20 protein-coding genes are annotated in these 22,410 nt (G+C 65.1%); 6 read left to right on the top strand and 14 right to left on the bottom strand.

The features are described from left to right. Positions 1 to 13 precede the first annotated feature (13 nt). Positions 14 to 1,177, top strand: coding sequence for an AI-2E family transporter (locus tag AX730_RS03675; protein WP_062352128.1), 1,164 nt, complete (start codon positions 14 to 16; stop codon positions 1,175 to 1,177). Positions 1,178 to 1,200: 23 nt separating this feature from the next. After that, the gene (hda, locus tag AX730_RS03670) at positions 1,201 to 1,884 is read left to right on the top strand and encodes a DnaA regulatory inactivator Hda (RefSeq protein WP_062352299.1); all 684 of its coding nucleotides are present in this window, start codon (positions 1,201 to 1,203) and stop codon (positions 1,882 to 1,884) included. A gap of 3 nt (positions 1,885 to 1,887) precedes the next feature. Here hda and murU read toward each other — a convergent pair whose 3' ends face one another. Together murU and AX730_RS03660 are read right to left on the bottom strand one after the other, a co-directional pair. Then, positions 1,888 to 2,604, bottom strand: a complete 717-nt coding sequence (gene murU, locus AX730_RS03665; RefSeq protein WP_062352125.1) for an N-acetylmuramate alpha-1-phosphate uridylyltransferase MurU — start codon at positions 2,602 to 2,604, stop codon at positions 1,888 to 1,890. Beyond that, entirely contained in the window at positions 2,601 to 3,617 is a 1,017-nt protein-coding gene (locus tag AX730_RS03660) for an aminoglycoside phosphotransferase family protein (RefSeq protein ID WP_062352123.1), read from the bottom strand. Before AX730_RS03660 ends, murU begins: the two co-directional genes overlap by 4 nt. A gap of 73 nt (positions 3,618 to 3,690) precedes the next feature. Between AX730_RS03660 and AX730_RS03655 the strand changes: the two genes are divergently transcribed. Together AX730_RS03655 and AX730_RS03650 are read left to right on the top strand one after the other, a co-directional pair. Continuing rightward, a complete protein-coding gene (locus AX730_RS03655) occupies positions 3,691 to 5,097 on the top strand; it encodes a mannose-1-phosphate guanylyltransferase/mannose-6-phosphate isomerase (protein WP_062352120.1) in 1,407 nt (468 codons plus the stop codon). Beyond that, positions 5,075 to 6,691, top strand: coding sequence for a winged helix-turn-helix domain-containing protein (locus AX730_RS03650; RefSeq protein ID WP_062352117.1), 1,617 nt, complete (start codon positions 5,075 to 5,077; stop codon positions 6,689 to 6,691). The genes AX730_RS03655 and AX730_RS03650 overlap by 23 nt, the downstream gene beginning before the upstream one ends. Here the strand turns inward: AX730_RS03650 and AX730_RS03645 are convergent. The 3 genes from AX730_RS03645 to AX730_RS03635 form a co-directional block, all read right to left on the bottom strand. Further along, positions 6,675 to 7,817, bottom strand: coding sequence for a serine hydrolase domain-containing protein (locus tag AX730_RS03645; protein WP_062352114.1), 1,143 nt, complete (start codon positions 7,815 to 7,817; stop codon positions 6,675 to 6,677). The genes AX730_RS03650 and AX730_RS03645 overlap by 17 nt on opposite strands. Positions 7,818 to 7,973: 156 nt before the next feature. Continuing rightward, complete coding sequence (locus AX730_RS03640; protein WP_062352105.1) at positions 7,974 to 8,240, bottom strand: GlsB/YeaQ/YmgE family stress response membrane protein; 267 nt, start codon at positions 8,238 to 8,240, stop codon at positions 7,974 to 7,976. A gap of 135 nt (positions 8,241 to 8,375) precedes the next feature. Then, a complete protein-coding gene (locus AX730_RS03635; protein ID WP_062352102.1) occupies positions 8,376 to 9,866 on the bottom strand; it encodes a M20 family metallopeptidase in 1,491 nt (496 codons plus the stop codon). 241 nt (positions 9,867 to 10,107) lie between these two features. Between AX730_RS03635 and AX730_RS03630 the strand changes: the two genes are divergently transcribed. Both AX730_RS03630 and AX730_RS03625 read left to right on the top strand, forming a co-directional pair. Then, positions 10,108 to 10,446, top strand: coding sequence for a ComEA family DNA-binding protein (locus AX730_RS03630; protein ID WP_062352099.1), 339 nt, complete (start codon positions 10,108 to 10,110; stop codon positions 10,444 to 10,446). A gap of 284 nt (positions 10,447 to 10,730) precedes the next feature. Further along, entirely contained in the window at positions 10,731 to 11,321 is a 591-nt protein-coding gene (locus tag AX730_RS03625) for a HutD/Ves family protein (protein WP_062352296.1), read from the top strand. A 10-nt stretch (positions 11,322 to 11,331) separates the two neighbouring features. Here AX730_RS03625 and AX730_RS03620 read toward each other — a convergent pair whose 3' ends face one another. The 9 genes from AX730_RS03620 to AX730_RS03580 form a co-directional block, all read right to left on the bottom strand. After that, complete coding sequence (locus AX730_RS03620) at positions 11,332 to 12,978, bottom strand: sulfite reductase subunit alpha (protein ID WP_062352096.1); 1,647 nt, start codon at positions 12,976 to 12,978, stop codon at positions 11,332 to 11,334. After that, positions 12,975 to 13,967, bottom strand: coding sequence for an FAD:protein FMN transferase (locus AX730_RS03615; RefSeq protein WP_083537700.1), 993 nt, complete (start codon positions 13,965 to 13,967; stop codon positions 12,975 to 12,977). Before AX730_RS03615 ends, AX730_RS03620 begins: the two co-directional genes overlap by 4 nt. A gap of 50 nt (positions 13,968 to 14,017) precedes the next feature. Then, positions 14,018 to 14,830, bottom strand: coding sequence for a DUF4198 domain-containing protein (locus AX730_RS03610; protein ID WP_062352090.1), 813 nt, complete (start codon positions 14,828 to 14,830; stop codon positions 14,018 to 14,020). 32 nt (positions 14,831 to 14,862) lie between these two features. Further along, entirely contained in the window at positions 14,863 to 15,393 is a 531-nt protein-coding gene (locus AX730_RS03605; protein ID WP_062352087.1) for a DUF2271 domain-containing protein, read from the bottom strand. 31 nt (positions 15,394 to 15,424) lie between these two features. Beyond that, positions 15,425 to 16,060, bottom strand: coding sequence for a PepSY-associated TM helix domain-containing protein (locus AX730_RS03600; protein WP_062352084.1), 636 nt, complete (start codon positions 16,058 to 16,060; stop codon positions 15,425 to 15,427). A gap of 110 nt (positions 16,061 to 16,170) precedes the next feature. Next, positions 16,171 to 18,570, bottom strand: a complete 2,400-nt coding sequence (locus AX730_RS03595) for a TonB-dependent receptor domain-containing protein (protein WP_062352081.1) — start codon at positions 18,568 to 18,570, stop codon at positions 16,171 to 16,173. Positions 18,571 to 18,668: 98 nt separating this feature from the next. Next, a complete protein-coding gene (locus tag AX730_RS03590) occupies positions 18,669 to 19,130 on the bottom strand; it encodes a hypothetical protein (RefSeq protein ID WP_157074089.1) in 462 nt (153 codons plus the stop codon). Positions 19,131 to 19,231: 101 nt separating this feature from the next. Then, positions 19,232 to 19,918, bottom strand: coding sequence for a Fe2+-dependent dioxygenase (locus AX730_RS03585; RefSeq protein WP_062352075.1), 687 nt, complete (start codon positions 19,916 to 19,918; stop codon positions 19,232 to 19,234). 77 nt (positions 19,919 to 19,995) lie between these two features. Beyond that, entirely contained in the window at positions 19,996 to 22,383 is a 2,388-nt protein-coding gene (locus tag AX730_RS03580; protein WP_062352072.1) for a TonB-dependent receptor, read from the bottom strand. Positions 22,384 to 22,410: the final 27 nt, after the last annotated feature.

Genomic DNA, 22,410 nt, shown 5'->3' with positions numbered 1-22,410 from the left:
ACAAGGACGCTGCATGGATCTCTCCTCCACGCCGGCCGGTACGCTGGCCCGCCGCTGGCAATGGCTGCTGATCGCCCTGATCGTCGGCTGGCTGATCTGGCTGCTGGCGCCGGTGCTGACGCCTTTCGTCTGCGCTGCGCTGCTGGGGTGGCTGGGCGATCCGTGGGTGGATCGCCTGGAGCGTTCAGGCCGTTCCCGCACCACCGCCGTCGTGCTGGTATTCACGCTGATGGTGCTGTTGCTGACGCTCGCGCTGGTGCTGCTGGTGCCGATGATCGAGCGGCAGGTGGCCACGGTGATCGAATCGTTGCCGGCGTACCACGACTGGTTCGTGCAGACCGCGCTGCCGTGGGTCGAGCGCCGCACCGGGCTGGAACTGGTTGCCTGGCTCGATCCCGACCGCGTGACGGAATGGGTGCGCAGCCATTGGCAGCAGGCCGGTGGTGTCGCGGCCACGTTGTTCGGCTATTTCTCGCGGTCCGGCTTCGCGGTGATGGCGTGGGTCGCCAACCTGGTGCTGCTGCCGATCCTGACGTTCTATTTCCTGCGCGACTGGGACGTCCTGGTCGAACGCATCGCCGCACTGGTGCCGCGCGACCACATCGCGACGGTGACCCGACTGGCGCTGGAATCGAACGAAGTGCTGGGTGCGTTCCTGCGTGGTCAGTTCCTGGTGATGCTGGCGCTGGGCGCGATCTATGCGATCGGCCTGTCGGTGGTGGGACTCAAGGTCGGCCTGCTGGTCGGCATCATCGCCGGCCTGATCAGCTTCGTGCCGTACCTCGGCACCGCTACCGGCATCGTGCTCGGCGTGATCGCCGCGTTGATGCAGTCGGGCGGCGACTGGTCGCTGGTGGCGATGGTGATGGGCGTGTTCGTGGTCGGGCAGATGCTGGAAGGCTACGTGTTGACCCCCCGTATCGTCGGCGACCGCATCGGGTTGCATCCGGTGGCGGTGATCTTCGCCATCATGGCCGGCGGCCAGTTGTTCGGCTTCCTCGGCATGCTGCTGGCGTTGCCGATCGCCGCGATCGCCAATGTGTTGCTGCGCTTCGCGCACGAGCGCTACACGCAGAGCCGCCTGTATGCAGGCGACCGGCCCTCCATCGTCCTGGATTCGTACATCGACAAGGGCAGCGTGGAACAGGTGGCGATCCGCGACATCGATACGCCGTGAGCCGCGACGGGCAGGGGGCGGACCTGGTGCCGCAGTTGCCGTTGGCGCTGCGCTATCCGCCCGACCAGCGTTTCGACAGCTTCATCGCGCCGCCCGACGGCGCGCTGTCGGTGCTGTCGACGCTCGCAACCGCGACGGGTGCGGACTGGGTATACCTCGCGGGTGCGTCGAGGACAGGCAAGACCCACCTGGCGTTGGCCTTGTGCGCCGAGACCGAGCAACAGCATCGTCGCGCGGCCTACCTGCCGGTTGCCGCAGCGGTCGGCCGCATGCGCGATGCGCTCGACGCGCTGGAGGGCAATGACGTGATCGCGCTGGATGGCATCGACGCCATCGCGGGCGGTCGCGATGACGAAGTCGCGTTGTTCGATTTCCACAACCGTGCCCGTGCGTCGGGCGTGAACGTGCTGTACACCGCGCGCGGCATTCCCGACGACATCGGCCTGGTGCTGCCGGACCTGCGTTCGCGCCTGCAGCAGTGCCTGCGGGTGATGCTGGATCCGCTGGGCGACGATGGGCGCCGCGATGTCCTGCGTGACCGTGCGCAGCGTCGCGGGCTGGTGCTGGAAGACGCGGCGCTGGACTGGCTGCTCACGCGCACCGACCGTGACCTCGGCGCACTGGTCGTCCTGCTCGACCGGCTGGACCGCGCATCGCTCGCCGCGCAGCGCAGGATCACCGTGCCGTTCCTGCGGCAGGTGCTCTGAGCGTCAGCGCGAAGCGTCGTTCGCGAGTTCCTTGTCCAGATCCGCCAGCCGCTCAGGCGTGCCCACGTCGGTCCAGCGACCCGGCAGTCGTTCACCGGTGATGCGCCCGTTGACCATGCCGGCATGTAGCAGCGGCAGTAGCGGAAAGCGCGGCTTGCCGCTGGTGGTTTCGCGGATCTGGCCTGCGGCATGCTGTTGCCACGCGTCGAGCAGGGCAGGTCGATAGATCCCGAGGCCGGCATAGGTCAGCCGATGTTCGCCTTCGCGATGCAGCGTGCCGGTCGCGTCGAGCGCGAAATCCCCGCGTGGTGCGAACGTCGGCGGATCCACCAATGCCAGGTGCGCCAGTCCCGCGGGCTCGCGCGGCAGACGGGCGAAATCGAAGTCGGTCCAGATGTCGCCGTTGACCAGCAGGAAAGGTGCGTCGCCCAGCAGCGGCAGCGCATTGAGCATGCCACCGCCGGTTTCCAGCGGCGTGTCGCCTTCGTGCAGGTAGTGCAGGCGTAGCCCCCAGCGCGCGCCGTCGCCCAGCACCGCCGGAAAGCGGTCAGCCAGCCAGCTGGTGTTGATCACCACCTCATCCACGCCGAGCGCCGCCAGCTTTTCCAGGTGCCAGACGATCAGCGGCTTGCCACCGGCTTCGATCAACGGCTTGGGCGTATGGTCGGTCAACGGCCGCATGCGTTCGCCGAGTCCCGCCGCGAAGACCAGCGCCTTCATGCGATTTCACCGCGCGCAAGCAGCACGGGCTTGATGCGTGCATCGAGCAGCCTGTGCAGGCCGGTCAGTTCCGGATAGCGCGGCAGCACCTCGTCGAGATAACGGATGAAGCGCGGCACGTCCGGCAGGTAGCGGGTCTTGCCGTCGCGGTAGTGCAGGCGCGAAAAGATGCCCAGGATCTTCAGGTGCCGCTGGATGCCCATCCAGTCCGCATCGCGCAGGAAGGCCTTCAATTCCGGCACGGGTACGCCGGCGCGCGTCGCACGCGCGTGATAGCGCGCGAGCCAGCCATCGACGCGCTCGATCGGCCAGCTCAGGAACGCGTCCTTGAACAGGCTCATCGCATCGTAGGCCACCGGTCCGCGCACGCAGTCCTGGAAGTCCAGCACGGCCGGGCCGGGCGTCACCGGCATCAGGTTCCGCGGCATGAAATCGCGATGGGTCAGCACGCGTGCCTGCGTCAGGGCGTTGTCCATCAGGCGGCGCTGCGCCAGCTCCAGTCCTTCCGTTTCGCCGCAGTCCAGCGTCAGCCCCAGATGGCGACGCAGGAACCATTCGTCGAACAGCCCGGCATCGCGTTGCAATAGCGCTTCGCCGAACTCGCCCATGCCCTCGGGTGGTGCAATCGCCTGCAGGCGCAGCAACTGTTCGATCGCGGCATCGAACCAGGTGTCGGCGTTGTCGTCGCTGATCACATGCGCCAGCGTCGGGCCGCCGAGATCCTCCAGCAGCAGGAAGCCGAGTTCGACGTCGATGCCCAGTACGTCCGGAACGCGCACATCGCCGCCCATCAGCAGCTCACGCATCGCCAACCACGGCCGCACGTCCTCCAGGCCGGGGGGCGAATCCATCACGATCCGTCCGGGTCCATCGCCCAGGCTGCGCCAGTAGCTGCGGTAACCGGCATCCATCGAGGCGCGTTCGAGCTGCGCGTAAGGATCGCCGAGCGCGCCGCGCGCCCATTCGAGGCGCTGGGCTCCGCGCCCCGAAGGGTCCTGAATCGTAGGGTTCATAACAGTGGAGACCACACACAGGCAATAAAGGCCTACAGGGTAAACTGGCGCCCGACCGACTTGCGAGGCTTGCATGGCCAAACTCCAACCCGTGTTGCTGTCCGGCGGCTCCGGGACGCGCCTGTGGCCGCTGTCGCGCGAAGCCTATCCCAAGCAATTCCTGCCGTTGGCGGGCGACGATACGATGGTCCAGGCGACCTGGCGTCGCGTCGAGGCGATCGCCGACCTCGCTCCCATCGTGGTCGCAAACGAGGAGCATCGCTTCCTGGTCGCCGAGCAGCTGCGCCAGATCGGCGCGCCCGTGCCGGCCATCGTGCTTGAGCCGGTCGGTCGCAACACGGCACCCGCGATCGCGGCGGCGGCGTTGCAGGCGATGGTTGACGGTGCCGATCCCCTGCTGCTCGTACTGCCCTCCGATCACGTAGTCCGCGACGTGGCCGGTTTCCAGCGCGCGGTGCGCGAGGCATCGTCTGCCGCCGAAGCCGGTGCGCTGGTGACGTTCGGCATCGTGCCGGACGCACCGGAGACGGGCTTCGGCTACATCCAGGCGGAAGCGGGGGAGGGCCTGCGCAAGGTCTCGCGCTTCGTCGAAAAGCCCGACGCCACCACCGCCCAGTCGTATCTCGACGCGGGCGGCTACTACTGGAACAGCGGCATGTTCCTGTTCCGTGCCAGCCGTTATCTGGAAGAGCTTGCGAACGTCCGGCCGGATATCGTCGAGGCCGTGCGCGCGGCGCATGCGTCGGCACGGCACGACGGCGATTTCGTGCGGCTGGACAAGGATGCGTTCGCGGCCTGTCCGCCTGATTCCATCGACTATGCCGTGATGGAGAAGACGGCCCGTGCGATGGTGCTGCCGATCGACATCGGCTGGAACGATGTCGGCAGCTGGTCCGCGCTGTGGGACGTGGCCGAGCGCGACGCCGATGGCAACGCGCACCATGGTGACGTGATCGCCGTGGACAGCCGCAACAGTTACGCCTACGCGCAGCGTCTGGTCGCGCTGGTAGGCGTGGACGATATCGTGGTGGTCGAGACGGACGATGCCGTACTGGTCGCCCGCAAGGACCGCGTGCAGGACGTCAAGCAGGTGGTCGCACGGCTGAAGGAAGAGCAGCGCAGCCAGGCCGTCCTGCACCGCGAAGTGCATCGACCCTGGGGCAGTTACGACTCGGTCGACAACGGCGGCCGGCACCAGGTGAAGCGCATCAAGGTCAAGCCCGGCGCTGCGCTCAGCTTGCAGATGCACCACCACCGCGCGGAGCACTGGATCGTGGTCAGCGGTACGGCGAAGGTCACGCGCGGCGACGAGATCCTGCTCTTGTCGGAGAACGAAAGCACCTATATTCCGCTGGGGGTGAAGCATCGCCTCGAGAATCCCGGCAAGGTGCCGCTGGAACTGATCGAGGTGCAGTCCGGCAGCTACCTGGGCGAGGACGACATCGTGCGTTTCGAGGATGTCTACGGGCGTAGCAAGTAAGGGCCTGAGCACCGTGCGCTACCGCTTGGATGATCTGGTGATCGACCTGGAGCGCCAGCGCGTCGAACGTGATGGCGAGCGCCTGAGCGTGGCGGGCCTCAGCTTCCAGCTGCTGCGCCACCTGGTGGAGCAGGGCGACCGCGTCGTCGGTTTCGACGAACTCATCCAGCGCGTGTGGGCGCCGGCGGTGGTCAGCGAGGAGACCGTCACCCAACGGGTGAAACTGCTGCGACAGGCTCTGGGAGACGACGGACGCAGCCCGCGCTACCTGCGGTCGGTCCGTGGACAGGGCTACCAGCTGTGCGTTCGTCCCTACGCGTTGCCCGGTATCGCGTCCGCCGACGTGCCGGCACCCCGCGCGTATCGATCGCGCACGCTCACCCTCGTCGTAACAGGCGTCGTGGTGCTCGCCGCATGCGCAGGCCTGTGGGCATGGAAGCAGCGCGCTACCCGTGCGCATGCGCTGGTCACGTCGCCCGCGCCGGAGCAGCCTTCGTTGCTCCAGCGCGCCGCGTACTACGCGAACATCGGCCAGCGCGACAACAACGAACGCGCCGTCGAGCTCTTCGAGCAGGCGTTGAAGGAACAGCCCGGCAACGTGGAGGCACAGGTCGGATTGAGTCGTGCCTACAGCGCCCGCGTCTGCCTGTTCAATTTTCCTCCCGTGTGGGCTGTACGCGCACAGGCGCTCGCCGAGCAGGGCATCCGTGCGCAGCCTGCGCGTGCAGCCGCCCATGCCGCGCTGGGGTATTCGCATGATTGCCGCGGCCGCATCGGCGATGCGCTTGCCGGCTATGAACGTGCCCTCGCACTGGATCCAACCGCAGACAGCAGCCGGGCGTCCGCTGCCTACCTCTATGACCGCAAAGGGCTGCTTGCCCAAGCGCTGGTCGCGAACACCTCGCTGCGTGGCGATCCCTCGCGCGTTCGCCATCTGCAGCTGCAGATAGCCAGCATCCTCGATCTGCTGGGCTATCCGCAGGCGGCGGAAGCGCGATATCGGCGGAGCTTCACGCTTTACCCGGACAATGTGTTCTCCAACATCGCGTGGCCGCGTTTCCTGTTCCGGCATGGGCGCACGACCGAGGCGCAGGCCGCGCTAGACCAGGCCATGCGGCGGGGTACCGAGCATGCCGATCTGTTCCTGTTGGCCGGTGAGCTGGCGCAACTGCGTGGAGATCCCGCGGCCGCCCTGACGGCCTACCGGCAGGCCGAAGCATTGCGCCCGCAGGCAAGCCTGCCGGCGACGCTGGCCCGGCTTCAGGCCGGGTCAGCGTCGCCGGCATGGGCCAATGCGCGTGCCGACCGCATCGCCCGCGATCTGGAGGCGGGTGCGGGCTACCCCTCCGATTGGCTCGAAGTCGTGCTGCTGCGGGAGGCCGCCGGCGATCGAGCAGCGGCGCTCGCATCGCTGCAACGCGCGGTGGATGCCGGTTACCGCGATGCGGCTTATCTCCGGGCGTCGCCGTTGTTCGGGACAATGGCGGCCGAGCCGGGATTCGCCCGCAGCCTGGATGCCCTCAGCCGCCAAGTCGCTGAAGAACACGGCAAGGTTCCCGCCGCTTTGCTGGATCGCCTTACGGCATCGCCTTGAGCATGTAGTCGCCGAACATCTTCTGCGACTGTGGGTGCGCGTTGCGTTGATTGAACGAAGTCCGCGTGATCACCGCCACCAACTGCCGCTCGGGCACGATAAAGACGTAGTTGCCACCGTTGCCCGACATCGCCCAGGCCGCCTGCTGCCCTTCCGCACGCGGAAAGCGGAATCGCCAGAACTGGTAACCATAGTCCGCGTCCTCGCGCGCCTGAGCATGTACTGTCAGTGCTGCGTTGATCCAGGGCATGGAGACGACCTGCCGGCCCTGCCAGCGACCGCCATCCACCACCAGTTGTCCGAGCTTGGCCAGATCGCGACTGCGGTAGCGCGTGCCGCCGCCGCCCATGCCCACACCCTCCGAGGACTTGTTCCATTGCACCTGCTGGATGCCCAGCGGGCGTTCCAGTGCCTCTGCAGCAAAGGTCGCCAGTGGCTTGCCTGTCGCCCGTTCGATCACCGCGCCCAGCAGGAAGCTGCCCGCCGTGCAGTATGAAAAGGCCCGGCCATGCGGGCTGTCCTCGGGGCGCGTCATCCACGGCGCAAAGCCGCGCATCGGCAGATCGAGGGCGAAACGGGTCCAGTCCTCGCTCACGTACATGCGCTCTTCGTTGCCGGCGGAGACGCTGTTCTCGTCATCGCATTCCCAGGCGGAGCTCATCGTGAGCAGGTCTTCAAGCGTCATCCGTTGCTTGCGCGGGCTGGGGTTCTGCCATGGTTGCCTGTCGGCGAAGTAGGCGTACACGGGCGCCTGCGCACCCTGGATATGCCCTTGATCGATCGCCGCTCCCAGCAGCAGGGCAGTGACGCTCTTGGTTGCCGAACGCGTATCGTTGAGTACGTCCGGGCCGCCCCCGTTGAAATAGCGCTCGTACACCAGCCTGCCCTGATGGGCGACGACGATGCTGGTGACTCCGGGGTAATCCCCCTTGGCGATGGCCGCTTCCAGCGCCTGCAGGCGCTCAACCCGCCAGCCGCCGCGACGGGCGTCGGCGACCTGCCAGCCATCCCGCATCGGCAGCGGCGGACGATAGGCGTCGGGCGTGGCTGGGGCGCCGGCGGATGGTTCCGCAGCGTGCGCCACGTGCGACATGGCGATGAAGATCAACAGCAGGGAACGGCGCATGGCATGACTCCTTGGAGGGGAGCGCCATTCCATCGCGGGCCTTGATGAAGCGTCTGACAGGCGGGTGAAGATTTATGAAAGCGGTCTTCGGCATGGCGCATGGGCGAGAAAAAAGCCCCGCATGGCGGGGCTTTCGCGTCCTGCCGTCAGGGCGGCTCAGTTTTTCTTCTTCACCATCGCATAGACGACCAGCAACACGATGGCACCGACGACGGAGGCAATGAAGCCAGCCGGTTCGCCGGGACCGTACCAGCCCAGTGCGCCGCCAACGAAGCGCGCCAGCAGCGCACCGAGGATGCCCAGCACGATGGTCATGAAGAAGCCGAGCTTGTCGTTGCCGGGCTTGAGTGCGCGTGCGAGCAGTCCGGCAATGAAGCCGATCAGCAACGTCCAGAGGATACCGCCGCCAAAAATCTGTTCCATCGAGTCGCTCCGGTTGGGAAGGTGGGGGCGATGCGAGCCTAGCAGGGAGGAGGGCCGGCGGACCATCCTCCAGCGCGGGAATGGAAAACGCCGGGTTCCCCCGGCGCTTCGTTCCCCATCCTGTCGTCGTCAGGATCAGCAGCAGCCGTGGTCGCCGTGCTGCTCGCCGCCGGCGACGGCAGCGATGCCGGTGGTCTCGCCACGCACGCTGGCGGCGCGGTGTTCGGCGAGCACGCGCGCCACGCAGGCGGTGACCTTCTTGCCCATCGGAATGTGCAGGAATTCGTTCGGGCCGTGCGCATTGGAATGCGGGCCCAGCACGCCGGTGATCATGAACTGCGCGCCCGGGAACTTCTCGCCCAGCATGCCCATGAACGGAATGGTGCCGCCTTCGCCCATGTACATCGCCGGTTTGCCGAAGAACTCGCGGCTGGAGGCATCGATGGCGCTTTCCAGCCACGGCGACATCGCCGGCGCGTTCCAGCCGGTGCTGGCCTTTTCCAGTTCCAGGCTGACCTGCGCACCGTTCGGCGGGTCCTTCTCGAGCAGGTCCTTCAACAACTGGCCGGCCTGCTTGCCCTCCAGTGTCGGCGGCAGGCGCAGCGACAGCTTCACCGAGGTGTACGGGCGCAGCACATTGCCCGCCGACGACAGCGGCGGCATGCCGTCCACGCCGGTCACCGACAGGGCGGGGCGCCAGGTGCGGTTGAGCACCAGTTCGGCCAGGTCTTCGGCCATCGGCGTCATGCCGGGCAGGAACGGGAACTTGTCGAACACGGCGGTATCCAGCACCTGCGCCGCTTCCTGCGCCTGTGCCAAACGGGCGGTGGGAATCTCTGCTTGCAGGCCCTCGGGAAGGATGCGGCCGGTCTGTTCGTCCTCGAGCCGCGACAGCAGCTGCCGCAACAGGCGGAAGCTCGACGGCACCACGCCGGACGCGTCGCCGGAGTGCACGCCTTCCTGCAGCACCTTGACGGTGAAGTTGCCGCCGGCCAGCCCGCGCAGCGAGGTGGTGCACCACAGCTGTTCGTAGTTGCCGCAGCCCGAATCCAGGCAGACGACCAGAGATGGCTTGCCGATACGGTCGGCCAGATGGTCCACGTAGGCGGGCAGGTCGTAGCTGCCGGATTCCTCGCAGGCCTCGATCAGCACCACGCTGCGCGCATGCGGCACGCCCTGCTGCTGCAGCGCCTGGATCGCCGCCAGCGAGCCGAAGATCGCGTAGCCGTCGTCGGCGCCACCGCGGCCGTACAGTTTGTCGCCCTTGATGACCGGCACCCAGGGGCCCAGGTCGTCATCCCAGCCGGTCATCTCCGGCTGCTTGTCCAGGTGGCCGTACAGCAGCACGGTATCGGCACCGGTTTCGGGCCCACTGGCGGGAATCTCGATGAAGATCAGCGGGGTGCGGCCCTCAAGGCGCACCACGTCCACCTGCATGCCGGGTACCGACTGTGCCCTGGCCCAGCGCTCCATCAGTTGCACCGCCTGCTCCATGTAGCCGTTCGCCACCCAGTCCTTGTCGAACATCGGCGACTTGTTGGGGATGCGGATGTACTCGACCAGTTGCGGGACGATGTCGTCATCCCATTTCTCGGCAACGTAGCGGTCGACTTTGGCGGTATCCATGGCAACTCCGGGCACTGAAAGGCTGGTCGCCATTCTACGCCTTGGCCGAGGGTAGGACTTTTCCTACATGCAGTCGCGGCGTTTACGGGCAGATTCCCACGCGCACGGGCGATACCTTCACGCCCGTCGGGATTGGACACTCTCCCTACCGCCGCAGGTCACCGGCCACGGGCGGAAACACGATGGATGCCGCGACGCATCCGTCGTGCACGGAGAGTCCAATGCCACAAGGAGAGTCGTCATGAAGTCGTTCATCCACATCGTCTTTGCTGCCGCGCTGTCGCTGCTGTTCGCCATGCAGGCGATCGCGGCGGAAAAGGTCAACATCAACACCGCCGACGCGGCCGCCCTGGATCGCGTGCTCATTGGTGTGGGTCCGGCCAAGGCCGCGGCCATCATCGAATACCGCAAGACCAACGGACCGTTCAAGAGCGCCGAGGAGCTGGCCATGGTGAAAGGCATCGGCCTGAGCACCATCGAGCAGAACCGGGACCGCATCGAGTTGCGCACCGGTACGACACCGGCCCGCAAGCCGGCGGCCGCTGCGGCGACGCCCGCCAAGCCGGTGGCGCGACGCTGATCGAATCCCGTGCCGGGCGCATCCACAGGACGTGGGACGCCGGGCACAGGGGCAGGATGCCAGGGGGAAACAGGCAGGAGGCCGACAAGGACGTATTCATTGTGCGCAGGAGGCGCGAGGGTCAGTAGCAGGCAGGAGCCTGGAACTGGCAGGATGCCGACACGGAGGTGGACATCGCCCGGATGCGCAGGAAGCGCGCCCGGGCGATGTCGTTTCTGTGTCCGGGCGCTTCCCGTCGTCGACGGCCGGGCTAGAATCGCGCCGCGTCCCGACAGGTGAACACCATGCCCTCATCGTCCCGCCTCATCCCCGCGAACGAATATCGGCGGGAACGCTGGAAGAATGGACTGGGCTGGACGCGCGAAATCGTGCGTGTACCGGATAGCGATGCGTGGGACTGGCGGCTGTCGATCGCGGAGATCGAACGCGATGCTGCGTTCTCCTCATTCCCCGGCATTGATCGCGAGCTGGTATTGCTCCGCGGGAACGGCCTGCGTCTTGTCTTCGGCGATGGTCGCGCGGTTGAGCTGATGCCACCGCATGATCGACTCCGCTTCGCTGGCGAAGAGGTCGTCACCGGCGAGCTGGTCGACGGAATGACGCACGATTTCAATTTGATGTGGCGCCGTGGCCGTGTCCGGACGGAGCTTCTGCATCGTCCCCTGGTGGGGCCGATGCTGTTCTTCACCGAGCCCGGCGTGCACTGGGTCATCCATCTGATCGCCGGACAGGCGACGTTCGATACCGCCAGCGACCTTGGTCAGCTCTGGACTGGGGATACTGCCATCCTGGTCGCGGGTGAGGCGCGGTCGCGCTATGCCCTTCAAGGTGGCGGGGAATTGCTGGCCATCCGGATCGAAGAGCGGGCCGACTGATGGCGCTGCGTCAGTAGACGTCCCGGCGATAGCGGCCGTTCGCACGCAGTTCTTCGACGCGATCGTCACCTAGAACGATGCGCAGTACGGCGTCCACCTCGGGTGCCATGCCGGCCAGGCTGCCGCAGACGTACACCGCGGCGCCTTCGTCGATCCAGCTCCGCAACCGGTTTGCTTGTGCCAGCAATGCGTGCTGGACGTACCGGTGTTCGCCGCCGTCGCGGGAGAACGCCAGGTCGAGATGTTCCAGCGCTCCCTGTGCTCGCCAGGCGAGCAGTTCATCGGCGTGGAAGAAATCACATGCACGCTGGCGCTCGCCGAACAGCAGCCAATTACGCGTGGCGCCCGCCTGGGCACGCACCTTGAGGTGTGCACGCAGCCCAGCGAGACCCGTGCCATTGCCGATGAGGATCAGCGGCGCGGCGGCGGCGGGGGGATGAAAGTTCGGATTGCGTCGTATACGCAGGAGGACAGCGTCGCTGGTCTGCGCGTGGGTGCACAACCAGCCGCTGCCCAGTCCCGGTGTGCCATCCGCACGCCGCATCAGCCGCACCAGCAGGTGCAGGGCACCGTCGGCGGGGAGGGAGGCGATCGAATACTCGCGATGCGGAAGCGGCGTGCAGGCATCCGCCAACGCCTGTGCATCCGGAAAAACACGCGTTGATGCCATGTCGGGCCAATGGCTGCATGCGAGGACGGTCGCCAATGCCTGCGTTTCGCCCTGCCAACGGACTGGCACATCGGCGGGCAGGGCGAGACGATGCAGGAAATCCTCGACGTCGCCCGCGGCATGCCGGGGCCCGATCTCGGCAATGTCGCCCGCCGTCCAGTCGGGTAGCGTGCCGGTGTCAGGCGCAAGCGACAGATGGAAGGCGGGTCCACCCAAGCTGCCGGGATTCAGTTCGACACGTTCGCGCAGTCGCCATGCGTCGTAACGCGGTGCGGACCAATCGGGAGCTTCTTCGCCGTTGCCGAGCTGCGCGATGTGGTGTTGCCAGTGACGCAGCGCGCTGTCATCGGCATTGTCGACTTCGACAAGATCGAACAACGGCTGCGCACCTTGGCGTCGCAACCAATCGTCGAGCTGGTGGCCGAAGGCGCAGAACTGCGTGTACTCGCGATCCCCGAGCGCCAGTACGGCGTACTGCAAGCCTTTCAGCGCCGGCGTCTGCGACATCACCTGGCGAACGAAGCCCAGCGCGGGGTCGGGCGGGTCGCCCTCGCCCGTGGTGCTGATCACGAAGACGGCACGTTCGATGGTTTGCAATCGGGCCGAATCCAGATGCTCCAGGGCTGCACGCTGCACGGTCACGCCGCCGCGGCGCAGCGAGGTCGCGGTCATGTCGGCGAGTTCCATCGCAAAGCCGGTCTGGCTGGCGTGCACCACCCACAAGGCATCCTGCGTCATGACGTCGCTCGGTTGCATCGCCTTGTCGCGGGCATGCGCGCGATACAGGAATGCGGCCACCAGCCCTGCGTAGGCCAACATCGCCATGGCCGCGGCGTAGCCGCGCGTTGCTGACGGCATGGCCTGCCACCAGTCGCCGTCGTGCAGTCCGGCGAGCAGCCAGGCGCATGCGGCCAGCAGCAGCATGACGACGGTGTTGCCGATGACCGGCGCGATGCCGCGCGATGCGGTGGCGGGCGCCGTGCTCATGCAGCGAGATGGCGTTCGAATGCAGGCGTCATCGCTTCCTGCAGGCCTGTGGCAGTGCGTTGCAGGAAGCGCGCGGCGAGCCCGTGGCGCACGGCAAAGGCATGGCCGTGCGTCGCGCCCATCACGGTCAGCGCGGTGGCCCAGGCATCGGCGTGCATGGCATCGTCGGCGATGACGGTGACCGCGGCGGCGGCATCGGTCACGGGCTCGCCGCTGCGCGGATCGATCGTGTGCGAGTAACGTCGTCCATTCTGTGCATAGGCGTGCCAGCGGTCGCCGGACGTGGCGACGGCCACGCCATCGAGTGTCAGTACGCGCGGCTCCAGTCCGTCGCTGTCGGCCTCTTCTTCAGGCGAGGATTCCACCAGCACACGCCAGGCATTGTCATCCGCCTTGCGGCCATAGCCGTACAGCTCGCCACCGACTTCGACCAGGGCGGCGTTGATGCTGCGGCGACGCAGCAGGTCTGCGACGACATCCACGCCGTACCCCTTGGCGATGGCCGAAAGATCCAGCATCACGCCGCCCGGCTGGCGGATCCGACGTTGCGCCGGATCGAATCGAAGATGTTGCCAGCCTACGCATGCGCGCGCCTCGACCAGCGCCGACTCCGCCGGCCGGCCGCGATCGACGGCATGCGCACCGAACCCCCACGCGGCCACGAGTGGCGACACTGTCGGATCGAATGCACCTCCGCTGGTGGACGCGATATCGAGCGCAGTGGTGATTACCTGCAGGATGTCGTCCTGCAGTGCGAACCATTCTCCCGCCGCGCAGCGGTTGAACCGCATGATGTCCGCGTCGGCGTCCCATGTGCTCATCTGCGCGACCACCTGGTCAAGGCGCGCCTGCACCGCGTCATGCAGCGCGTGCGGATCGAGACGCGTCGCGCTCGTGTACTGGACGGACCAGGTCGTGCCCATGGTCTGTCCATGCAGCGCATGCACGGCTGTCGCCTGTGCAGAGGGCGAGGAGAGAGAGGTGTTCATTGTCGATGCACGCCGCCGGACCCGCGTCCGGCGGCGTGATACACGCCTTCTTACTGCGGCAGCACTTCCAGCGTGGCGACGTAGCTCAGTCGACGCTGCTTGGCCTGCGGCACGGTGGTCTTGTCGTCCTGCGTGCCGGTTTCCAGCCAGTACATGCCGGCTTCGGGCCAGGTGACGCTGAACTGGCCGTTGGCGTCGGTGGTGACCTTGATCTCTTCCTGCGCGTTGCGATAGCGCGTGCCACCGCGGGTGATCTCGCATTCCAGGCCGGCGGCGGGCTTGCCGTCGACCAGCAGCTTGAACGTGGCGGCTTCACCCGCGAACAGATCATTCGGATGCGTGACCGGCAGCAATTCGATGCCTTCGCCGGTGGCTTTCAGGGCCGTGTCGTTCGGCGAGCCGTTGGTCACGAACGTTTCGACGCGGCCGATCGACTGCGAGACCTGCAGGTTCTTCGCGTCTTTCGGCACCTTGGTTGCCAGGTCTTCCGGCTTGGCGCCGCGCAGGCCGCCGGGCTTGCCGTCGGCGCCGTCCCACCGAACCATCAGGTTCTTGTTGACGGTGGCGATGCGATACGTGCCCTGCTGCTTGAGCTCCACGTCGAACACGGTGCGATACCTGCCCGTGGCCACGTTCTGCGCGTCGGCCGTGCTGCCATCCGGCGCGGTGATGACCAGACCTTCGGTGCGCAGCGGCACGTGGTTGAAGTAGAACAGGTCGTTGGATACCGCCGCGTCCACCGTGATCCACGGATTGGTGCCGGCGATGACCGTCTGCGAGGGTTGCAGCCACGCCTTGTGCGCGAGTGCGGTGGCGGGAATGAGGGACGCCAAGGCGATGGCGACGGCAAGGGAACGCTTCATGGGATTCTCCGGGGCATCAACAAGGAAAGGGATCAGGGCTTGACGGTCAGCGTGATGGCACCCAGTTCGGTGCTGCCCTGCGCCTTGCCCGACTGCGGCGTGCCCTTGGCGGGCCACGTGAAGGGGATCTTCAACAGTTCGCGGCCACCGACTTCGCGCGAAGCTTCGACGACCAGCGTGTAGTCGCCGGGTGCCAGTTTTGCCAAGTGCTGTTTGTCGGTGAAGCTCAGTGCGTGCTTGCCGGCCGGCTTGGTCGGACCGGTGATGCCATCCACCGGGACCTTCAGCGAGCGCCCGGACTTGCGCCACCATTGGCGCAGGTCAGGCAGCCACTTGGTGCCGTGGCCTTCGGAATTGCTGGTCTGCTGATACCAGACGGAAAGATTGGCAGCGACCTTCTGGTCTGCACCCTCGACCCACACCGCGACGTAGGGGCGGTGGTACTCGGCCACGTTGAGCTTGGGTACTTCGACGTTGATGTCCAGCGTGGCGGCATAGGCCGGCGTGGCCAGCAGGCCGCTGAGCGCGATGGTCAGCGTGGTGTGGACGGCGATCTTCGACATGCGGTCACTCGTTGGTTTGGGGGAGGAGGGATCAGTGGATGAAGAGCAGGGCGATCAGCAGGGGCACCAGCAGCCCCAGGCCGACCATCGGCCAGGTCATGCGCCGTTGCCGTCCGTGCAGGTACAGCAGGAACAGGCCAGTGATGCAGAACACCAGGCAGGCCACCGCGAAGATGTCGAGGAACCACCCCCACGCCGGGCCCGCGTTGCGGCCCTTGTGAAGATCGTTGAAGTAGGAGATCCAGCCGCGATTGGTGCGTTCGTATTCGACCGCGCCGGTGTCGCGATCGATACTCAACCAGGCATCGGCACCGGGGCCGGGCATCGAAAGGTAAAGCTCCATGTCGGACCATTCCGCCTGGCGCGTGCCGATCGACAGGAACAGTTCCTGCTCCAGCCAACCGGCAACGGTGGCTGGCAGCGGAGCATTGCCTTCCTGGCGGTCTCCCAATGCGGCCAGGACAGGTGCGGGAAGCGTGGCGGTCAGATTGGTGACGTCGGGCGTGGCTTCAATCTTCGAGGCGTGGTTCAGCGTGATGCCGGTGATCGCGAACAACAGCATGCCGATCAGGCAGACCGCCGAACTGATCCAGTGCCACTGATGCAGCGTGCGCAGCCAGAAGCCGCGGCGTTGTTGCTGGATCGCAGGGGAAGCGGAAGAAGACAACAGGCATGCCCGGAACAGGGTGATGAGTGATCACCATTACATCATAGATGAGAATGGCTCTCAATTAAGGGGCGTTCCCCTCCTTAGCAGGAAGGGAACGCCTCTCGGTCTCAGAAGTTGACGTTGAAACTCAGCCAAAGGCTGCGAGCCTTGTCCTTGTTGTTGTAATGATCGAAGAACAGCGCTTCGTTGCGTCCGCTGCCGCCAATATTGGTATCGATGTAATCGCCGTCACCATTGAGGTCGCGGAACTCCGCGTCGTAGGTGGTGAAGTCGCGGTCGAGCAGGTTGTTGATGCGTGCATTGATGGTCAGCCATTCGGTCGCCTTGAAGGACGCGCCGAGATGGAGTACCTCGTAGTCCTTGTAGTACAGCTGCTCACGTGTGATGGCATGCAGTCCGCGATAGCGCTTCGAGCGTGCTTCGACCGACAGGAAGACGTTGAATTTTTCCGTGGCCTGCCAGTCCAGCGTGGCGTTGGCCATGTGGCGTGCGCTGTTGCCGAGCGGCAAACCCACCTCCGCGCCGCTCTTCTGCTCGCTGTCGGTATAGGTGTAGTTGGCGCGGAAACCGAAGGCCGTGGAGATCTTCCAGCGTCCGGCCAGTTCGGCCCCCTTGATCACGACCTCATCGATGTTGACGGTCTTGGTGCTCGTCGCGTAGCCCAGGTCGGCGTAGTCGCCCGTGCTGGAGCACACGAGCGTGGTGCCAGGGCCACAGGGTTGGCTTGCGATCTTGTCGTCAAATGTGTTGTGGAACAAGGTGGCATTGAAACTGTGGCCACCTGGATGCTGCCAGTACACCGCCAACTCGTTGCTGGTGCTGGTTTCAGGCTGAAGGTCGGGATTGCCGAACATCGGCGAAACGCCCTGGCCTCCAAAGCCGGTGACGCCGTCGTAGAGCTGGGTGGTCTTCGGTGTCTTGAAGCCCGTACTCACGCCACCCTTGACTGTCCATCGCTCATTGATGGTGTAGACGCCATACAGGCGCGGGCTGACCTGGCTGCCGAACACCTTGTGGTTGTCGTAGCGAAGACCGGCGGTGATCGCCAGCGGCGCGATGACATACCAGGTGTCTTCGGCGAACAGCGAGTACATGTCCTGCTTCTGTACCGCGCTGGGCGTACCGCTCTCCATGCCGAAGACGCCATCGGTAAGGTCACCACGAATCACCTGCGCGCCGATCAAGGCGGTGTGGTCGCCTGCCAGCTGATACGGGATATCGAGCTTCGCATCCAGCGTGTACTGGGCGCTTTCCAGTGTGCGCTTGGGCCGTGGCAGGAAGGTCTGTGCGGCTATGTCGCGGCGCTGTGCGGTGGTCAAGCCGGCGTACGGACCCGTCCCATCCCACATCTGTTGTAGATGGTTGCGCTCGGCGACGGTGAAGGGCAGGGTGCGGCCATCATTGTTGGTGGCGACGTTCGACAGAGAGACGAAGCTGTTGCCGAAGCCCCATTTGCCTTCGTGCGTCAGCGACCAAGCGTCGCGGGTGAACTCCTGCGTGGGGCTGTAACCCACCTGCGGTGCCACGCGGGTGACACCATTGACGTTGGCCACGCGCCAGATCGAGTTAATGTTGTCGACGGTGCCGACCGGGTACTCCTGAACGCCGGAGTCGTTGGTCTTGATACCGTTGTCGTATTGCTGGCGCGATGTGTCGTAGTCCAGCGTCACCGTCTGTGCGTCGGTCGGGGTCCACGTCAGGCTGATGCCGCCCGCCTTGTTGGTGTTGTCCACGGTCTTCCCGCCACCACCGAAACCCAGCGGGCGCGGGTGTTCGCGGCCGCTCGGATCCGTCAGCGTTTCGTAGGTGGGATTGGAGGCCTTTCGGTCGTACCAGCTACCGCGCGCGCTGAGGTCCAGCTTGCCGGCGACAAGCGGGCCGGTGACGAAGAAGTCGAACGTGGCGTCATCGCCGAACTCGCTGGCTTCGAAGGTGCGGGCGACGCTGGCGGAGCCATGCCAGCTGTCCAGCGAGCGCTTGGTAATGATGTTGATCACGCCACCCATGGCATCTGCGCCGTAGAGTGTCGACGCGGGACCGCGGATGACTTCGATGCGCTCGATCGCGTCCAGCGGCGGGATATGGTTGAACTGGTTTCCACCGAAGTTGTTGGGGTAGATGTCGCCATGGTTGTTCTGGCGCTTGCCGTTGACCAGGATCAGGGTGTAATCCGAGCCCATGCCGCGCATGGAGATGGTGCCCTGGCCAGTCTTGTCGCGGGTTTCGCCCACGTCGACGCCTTCGATATCGCGCACGGCATCCAGCAGTGTCATGTAGGGCCTCTTGCCAAGGTCCTCGCGGGTGATCACGCTGATGCTGGCGGGGGCGTCGGTGATCTTTTGCTCGAAGCCGGCAGCGGTCACGACGACGGTATCGAAATCTTTCGCGTCAGCCGCACCGTTGGGGGCGACCTGCGCGAAGGCGGGCACCGAGGTGATGGCGAACAGGGCAATGGCGAGGCGGTTGTGGCGCAGGTGGGCGCGCCCGGTTAGACGGGTGTGGGTCATGGCATTCACAGAGGTAGGTAAATAGAAGGCAAGGCGCTGGCGTCAGCGCTTGCAAGAAGAGGTGCTAGAGGACTGTCGGCATGGCGCCGGCACGCGCGTCAGGCGACGAGGCGGGGAGGCGCCTGGCCCGGATGCAGTCGAAGGACGGGGTCTTTACGACGTGAACGTGGCTCGGCGTCGGCCCGCAAAGGCAAGAGATGCGGTGTCGGGGCGACATCGTCCGAGCACCGGTAGAAGGCCAATGGCTGTTTCGGATCTGCAGCCGGTGTCGTGTGCACCAGCAAGGCTTTGACGCGGGGCTTCTTGGCGGGCGATTCCTGATGCTTCGGTTTCTGCGGCGGATCTTCTTCACCCGACTCGTGCTGGACGAAAGCGGACTCCGCGAAAGCCGTAGCGCCCTGCTGCTCGCTGATCTCGCGACGGAACGCTGTGGCCAATGTAGTGACCATCGCCAGCGCAAACATCGCCAGTGCCCATCTGGCCAGGAAACGCCACGCCAATCGCGCGCGCTGCGACGGCGCGCGCTCATAGCGGCTGGAACTTGGCGGTGCGTGGATCAAGCGGGTCCCCGTAGCGTGCTGTGGCAGCAAGCTGAACGGAGCTATAGTAATTGAGAATACTTATCAAATGCAAACAAGGATGAATCCCATTCGCCGAAAATCTAGACCTCGGTCCACTGCCTCAGCAGGTTGTGGTACACCCCGGTCAGCTGGACCAGGGCGGGATGCTCGGGCACATCCTGCGTGAGGCGGCGGATCGAAACATCCAGTTCGAACATCAGTCGCCGATGGCCGTCGTCGCGCACCATGCTTTGGAGCCAGAAGAACGAGGCGACGCGTGCGCCGCGTGTGACCGGGGTGACCTTGTGCAGGCTGGTGCCGGGATAGAGGACCATGTGGCCCGCAGGCAACTTCACGCTTTGGGTGCCGAATGTGTCCTCGATGATCAGTTCGCCGCCGTCGTACTCGTCGGGGGCACTGAGGAAGAGCGTTGCCGACAGGTCGGTGCGCACCGGATCCACGCCGCCGCGGCTGCGGTCATAGCGGATGGCGTTGTCGACGTGGTAGCCGAATGACTGGCCGCCGCCGTAGCGGTTGAACAGGGGCGGATATATGCGTTTGGGCAACGCAGCCGAGAAGAACGTGCTGTTGCGGGATAGCGCATCCACTATCAGCGCGCCGATCTCGCGCGCCGCAGGAGCGTCTTCCGGCAACTGCGCATTGTCCTTGGCCTTGGCCGACTGGTAACCGGCGGTGACGCGGCCGTCTGTCCAGTTCGCGGCGTCGAGCGCGGACCGGGCTTGTGCGACCTGGGAGGGAGTGAGGACATCAGGGATTGCCAGAAGCATATCGCTCCACCTTGCAATGAAATCGCCCCGCCCATTGTGCATGGGCGGGGCGGATAAGGACTACGGCGTCATAGGTATCAGAACTTGAACGTCGCGGTCAGCACGGCGGAGCGTCCTTCGCCCGGATTGGCCCAGCCATTGCCGGCGCTCACAACTCCGTTGGTCAGCGTGACGTTGTTACGGATACCGGTGTAGTACTCCTCGTCGAACACGTTGTTGAGGTTGAGCTGAAGACCAACGCGGTCGTTGATCTGATAACCCACCATCGCGCGGTGGACCCAGTATGCATCGGTCTTGTAAGGGTCCAGGCTGCCGAGCAAACTACTATTCTGCGTATAGAAATCCCCCTGGTACGTGGCGCCGTAGCCGAAGGTCCAGTCGTGTAGCTGATAGGTGCTCCACAGGCTCAATGAATGCTTGGGCGTATTGGTCAGCGGGTTGCCCTTAGACGGATCCGGGAAAGACGCAGTATTGCTGCAGCTTGCGCCCGGGTTGGCGGAGCAGAACTTGGAAACGCCGCGCACCACCTCGCTGTCCAAGTAGGTGTAGTTGGCGAAAAGCGCCCATTCGCGCGTGAGGTTGCCGGCGACACCCAACACAACGCCTTCCACACGTGCCTTGCCATCGAGAGCCTGCTCGCCGGAGAGGTTCAGTGGATCGGGATCCGCCACGCGATAGTTCTGCCGCTCGTTGCGGAAGATGGCTGCGGTCAGTGCAAGGCGCTGGTCCAGCAAGTCCCACTTGGTACCGAGTTCGATGTTGACGGCGGTCTCAGGGTCGACGTTGCAGTTGTTGGCCGCCGGTGGCAGGTTGGGATTCGGGTTGGGAATGGCAGGTGTGCAGGAACCGTTCACCGAAGCCTTGGACGGCGTCTTGCTGTTGGCATACGAGAGGTACACGCTCGCGTTGTCTACAGGCTTGTAGACGACGCCGGCCCGATAGGAGAACAGGTCGTCCTCGTTGCGTGCGGGATACCCCGCCGCGATGCCAGTGACCGCACCGGCCGTACTAACCGTGTAGTTGACCGAATCGCCTTCGTTTTGTTCATATCGCCCGCCCAGGTTCAGTAGCCATTGTTCGCCGAACTTCAAGGTATCGAACAGGTAGATAGCCTGGTTGCTCAGGCTGCCTTTGGTCCGGCCCGTACGGAAATAGTTCTGTGGGCCTGTCCAGATGTTGTAGGGGTTACCGAAATTCTGGAACGAGTACGTGATCCCCGTGGTCGAACCATCTGGGTTACGGAAAGTCGTCCCTGAATCGAGTTCGAAATCTTCTTTACTGAGGGATACGCCAACAACGACGCTGTGCTGGACGGCTCCTGTCTTGAAGCTGGTAGTCAGGTCGGTTTGGCTGTGGGCGATGAAGTTCTCCGTATCGCGGACCAGGCCACGCGGGCCACCATTTGGGTTCCATGTGCCTGCCGGCTGGCCGGCGCAGGCCTGACCGGTGTAGGGGTTCGTGTTGTTCGGCAGACACCAGCTACCTTGCAGCGCGGTCGCATTGATGTATTGCTCGACCCGTTGGAGGCGGCCGATGCTGCGAAGCTTCACGTGGTCACCGAAGTCCATGTCGAACACGCCGGTGAGCATGTCGACGGTGCTCTCTTGGCGGGACGTGTTGCGATAGCCAAAGTACGTTTCTCGATCGACGCCGGGCAGTGGCCCATCGTTGAACGGGCTAAGCGCGAACGGCACACCATACTGCGGCATGTTGTTGTCTTTCTGATGCAGGTAGCTCAGGGTGAAACGCGTGTCCGAGCCGAGGCCAAACGCGATTGATGGAGCGAAGCCCCAGCGATGCTTGAACTCTTCGTCACGTCCCGGGACATCCTGAGTGTGGCCCATCGCGTTCAAGCGAACCGCGACGCCGTTTTCGAAATCGTAGTTGCTGTCTGCCGTGATGCGGCCGTACTTGTCGCTGCCGGCACCGACGGTGAAGGTGTTGAAGTCGCCCTCGCGAGCGACCTTGCTCACCAGGTTGATGTTGCCGCCGACGGAGCCCGCGCCGGACATGGCCGAGTTGGCACCATTCACCAACTCGATGGATTCCAGATTGAACGTGTCGCTGCGAACGTACTGCGCACTGTCGCGCACACCGTCGGTGGTGATGTCGCTGCTGGCGGTGAACCCGCGCAGGTTGATGCTGTCGCCGTAACCGGCACCACCCTCGGCCGCACCGAACGTGATGCCGGGCAGGGTGCTGAGCACGTCACGCAGGCCAAGCAGGTTTTGCTGTGCCATCACCTCGCTGGTGACCACGGTGATGGTCTGCGGTGTGTTGACCAGTTCTTCGGTGTACTTCGGCGAACTGGCCTTGCGTACGCGCTCGCCGTGGACTTCGACCGTGTCGAGTTGTTTGGCTTGGCTCGACGTATCGGCCGGGTCATCTCCGGCGGGGGCGGCCAGCGCGGGCGTGGCGATCACCAACATCAGTGCGGTGGTGAGTGGGGAGTGACGAAGGTTCATGAGCATCCTCAAGGTGATGGAAGCACC

It is taken from the genome of Pseudoxanthomonas mexicana (assembly GCF_001556105.1).
Classification (GTDB): domain Bacteria; phylum Pseudomonadota; class Gammaproteobacteria; order Xanthomonadales; family Xanthomonadaceae; genus Pseudoxanthomonas_A; species Pseudoxanthomonas_A mexicana_A.
This window is presented reverse-complemented; position numbering and strand designations above follow the sequence as displayed.

Bases quoted from the DNA above. Each gene is read 5' to 3' on its own strand.
- AX730_RS03615 (WP_083537700.1), bottom strand. From the start codon at position 13,967: ATGAACACCTCTCTCTCCTCGCCCTCTGCACAGGCGACAGCCGTGCAT.
- AX730_RS03660 (WP_062352123.1), bottom strand. From the start codon at position 3,617: ATGAACCCTACGATTCAGGACCCTTCGGGGCGCGGAGCCCAGCGCCTC.
- AX730_RS03655 (WP_062352120.1), top strand. From the start codon at position 3,691: ATGGCCAAACTCCAACCCGTGTTGCTGTCCGGCGGCTCCGGGACGCGC.
- AX730_RS03650 (WP_062352117.1), top strand. From the start codon at position 5,075: ATGTCTACGGGCGTAGCAAGTAAGGGCCTGAGCACCGTGCGCTACCGC.
- AX730_RS03620 (WP_062352096.1), bottom strand. From the start codon at position 12,978: ATGAGCACGGCGCCCGCCACCGCATCGCGCGGCATCGCGCCGGTCATC.
- murU (WP_062352125.1), bottom strand. From the start codon at position 2,604: ATGAAGGCGCTGGTCTTCGCGGCGGGACTCGGCGAACGCATGCGGCCG.
- AX730_RS03585 (WP_062352075.1), bottom strand. From the start codon at position 19,918: ATGCTTCTGGCAATCCCTGATGTCCTCACTCCCTCCCAGGTCGCACAA.
- AX730_RS03595 (WP_062352081.1), bottom strand. From the start codon at position 18,570: ATGACCCACACCCGTCTAACCGGGCGCGCCCACCTGCGCCACAACCGC.
- AX730_RS03640 (WP_062352105.1), bottom strand. From the start codon at position 8,240: ATGGAACAGATTTTTGGCGGCGGTATCCTCTGGACGTTGCTGATCGGC.
- AX730_RS03605 (WP_062352087.1), bottom strand. From the start codon at position 15,393: ATGTCGAAGATCGCCGTCCACACCACGCTGACCATCGCGCTCAGCGGC.
- AX730_RS03645 (WP_062352114.1), bottom strand. From the start codon at position 7,817: ATGCGCCGTTCCCTGCTGTTGATCTTCATCGCCATGTCGCACGTGGCG.
- AX730_RS03635 (WP_062352102.1), bottom strand. From the start codon at position 9,866: ATGGATACCGCCAAAGTCGACCGCTACGTTGCCGAGAAATGGGATGAC.
- AX730_RS03675 (WP_062352128.1), top strand. From the start codon at position 14: ATGGATCTCTCCTCCACGCCGGCCGGTACGCTGGCCCGCCGCTGGCAA.
- AX730_RS03580 (WP_062352072.1), bottom strand. From the start codon at position 22,383: ATGAACCTTCGTCACTCCCCACTCACCACCGCACTGATGTTGGTGATC.
- AX730_RS03625 (WP_062352296.1), top strand. From the start codon at position 10,731: ATGCCCTCATCGTCCCGCCTCATCCCCGCGAACGAATATCGGCGGGAA.
- AX730_RS03610 (WP_062352090.1), bottom strand. From the start codon at position 14,830: ATGAAGCGTTCCCTTGCCGTCGCCATCGCCTTGGCGTCCCTCATTCCC.
- AX730_RS03630 (WP_062352099.1), top strand. From the start codon at position 10,108: ATGAAGTCGTTCATCCACATCGTCTTTGCTGCCGCGCTGTCGCTGCTG.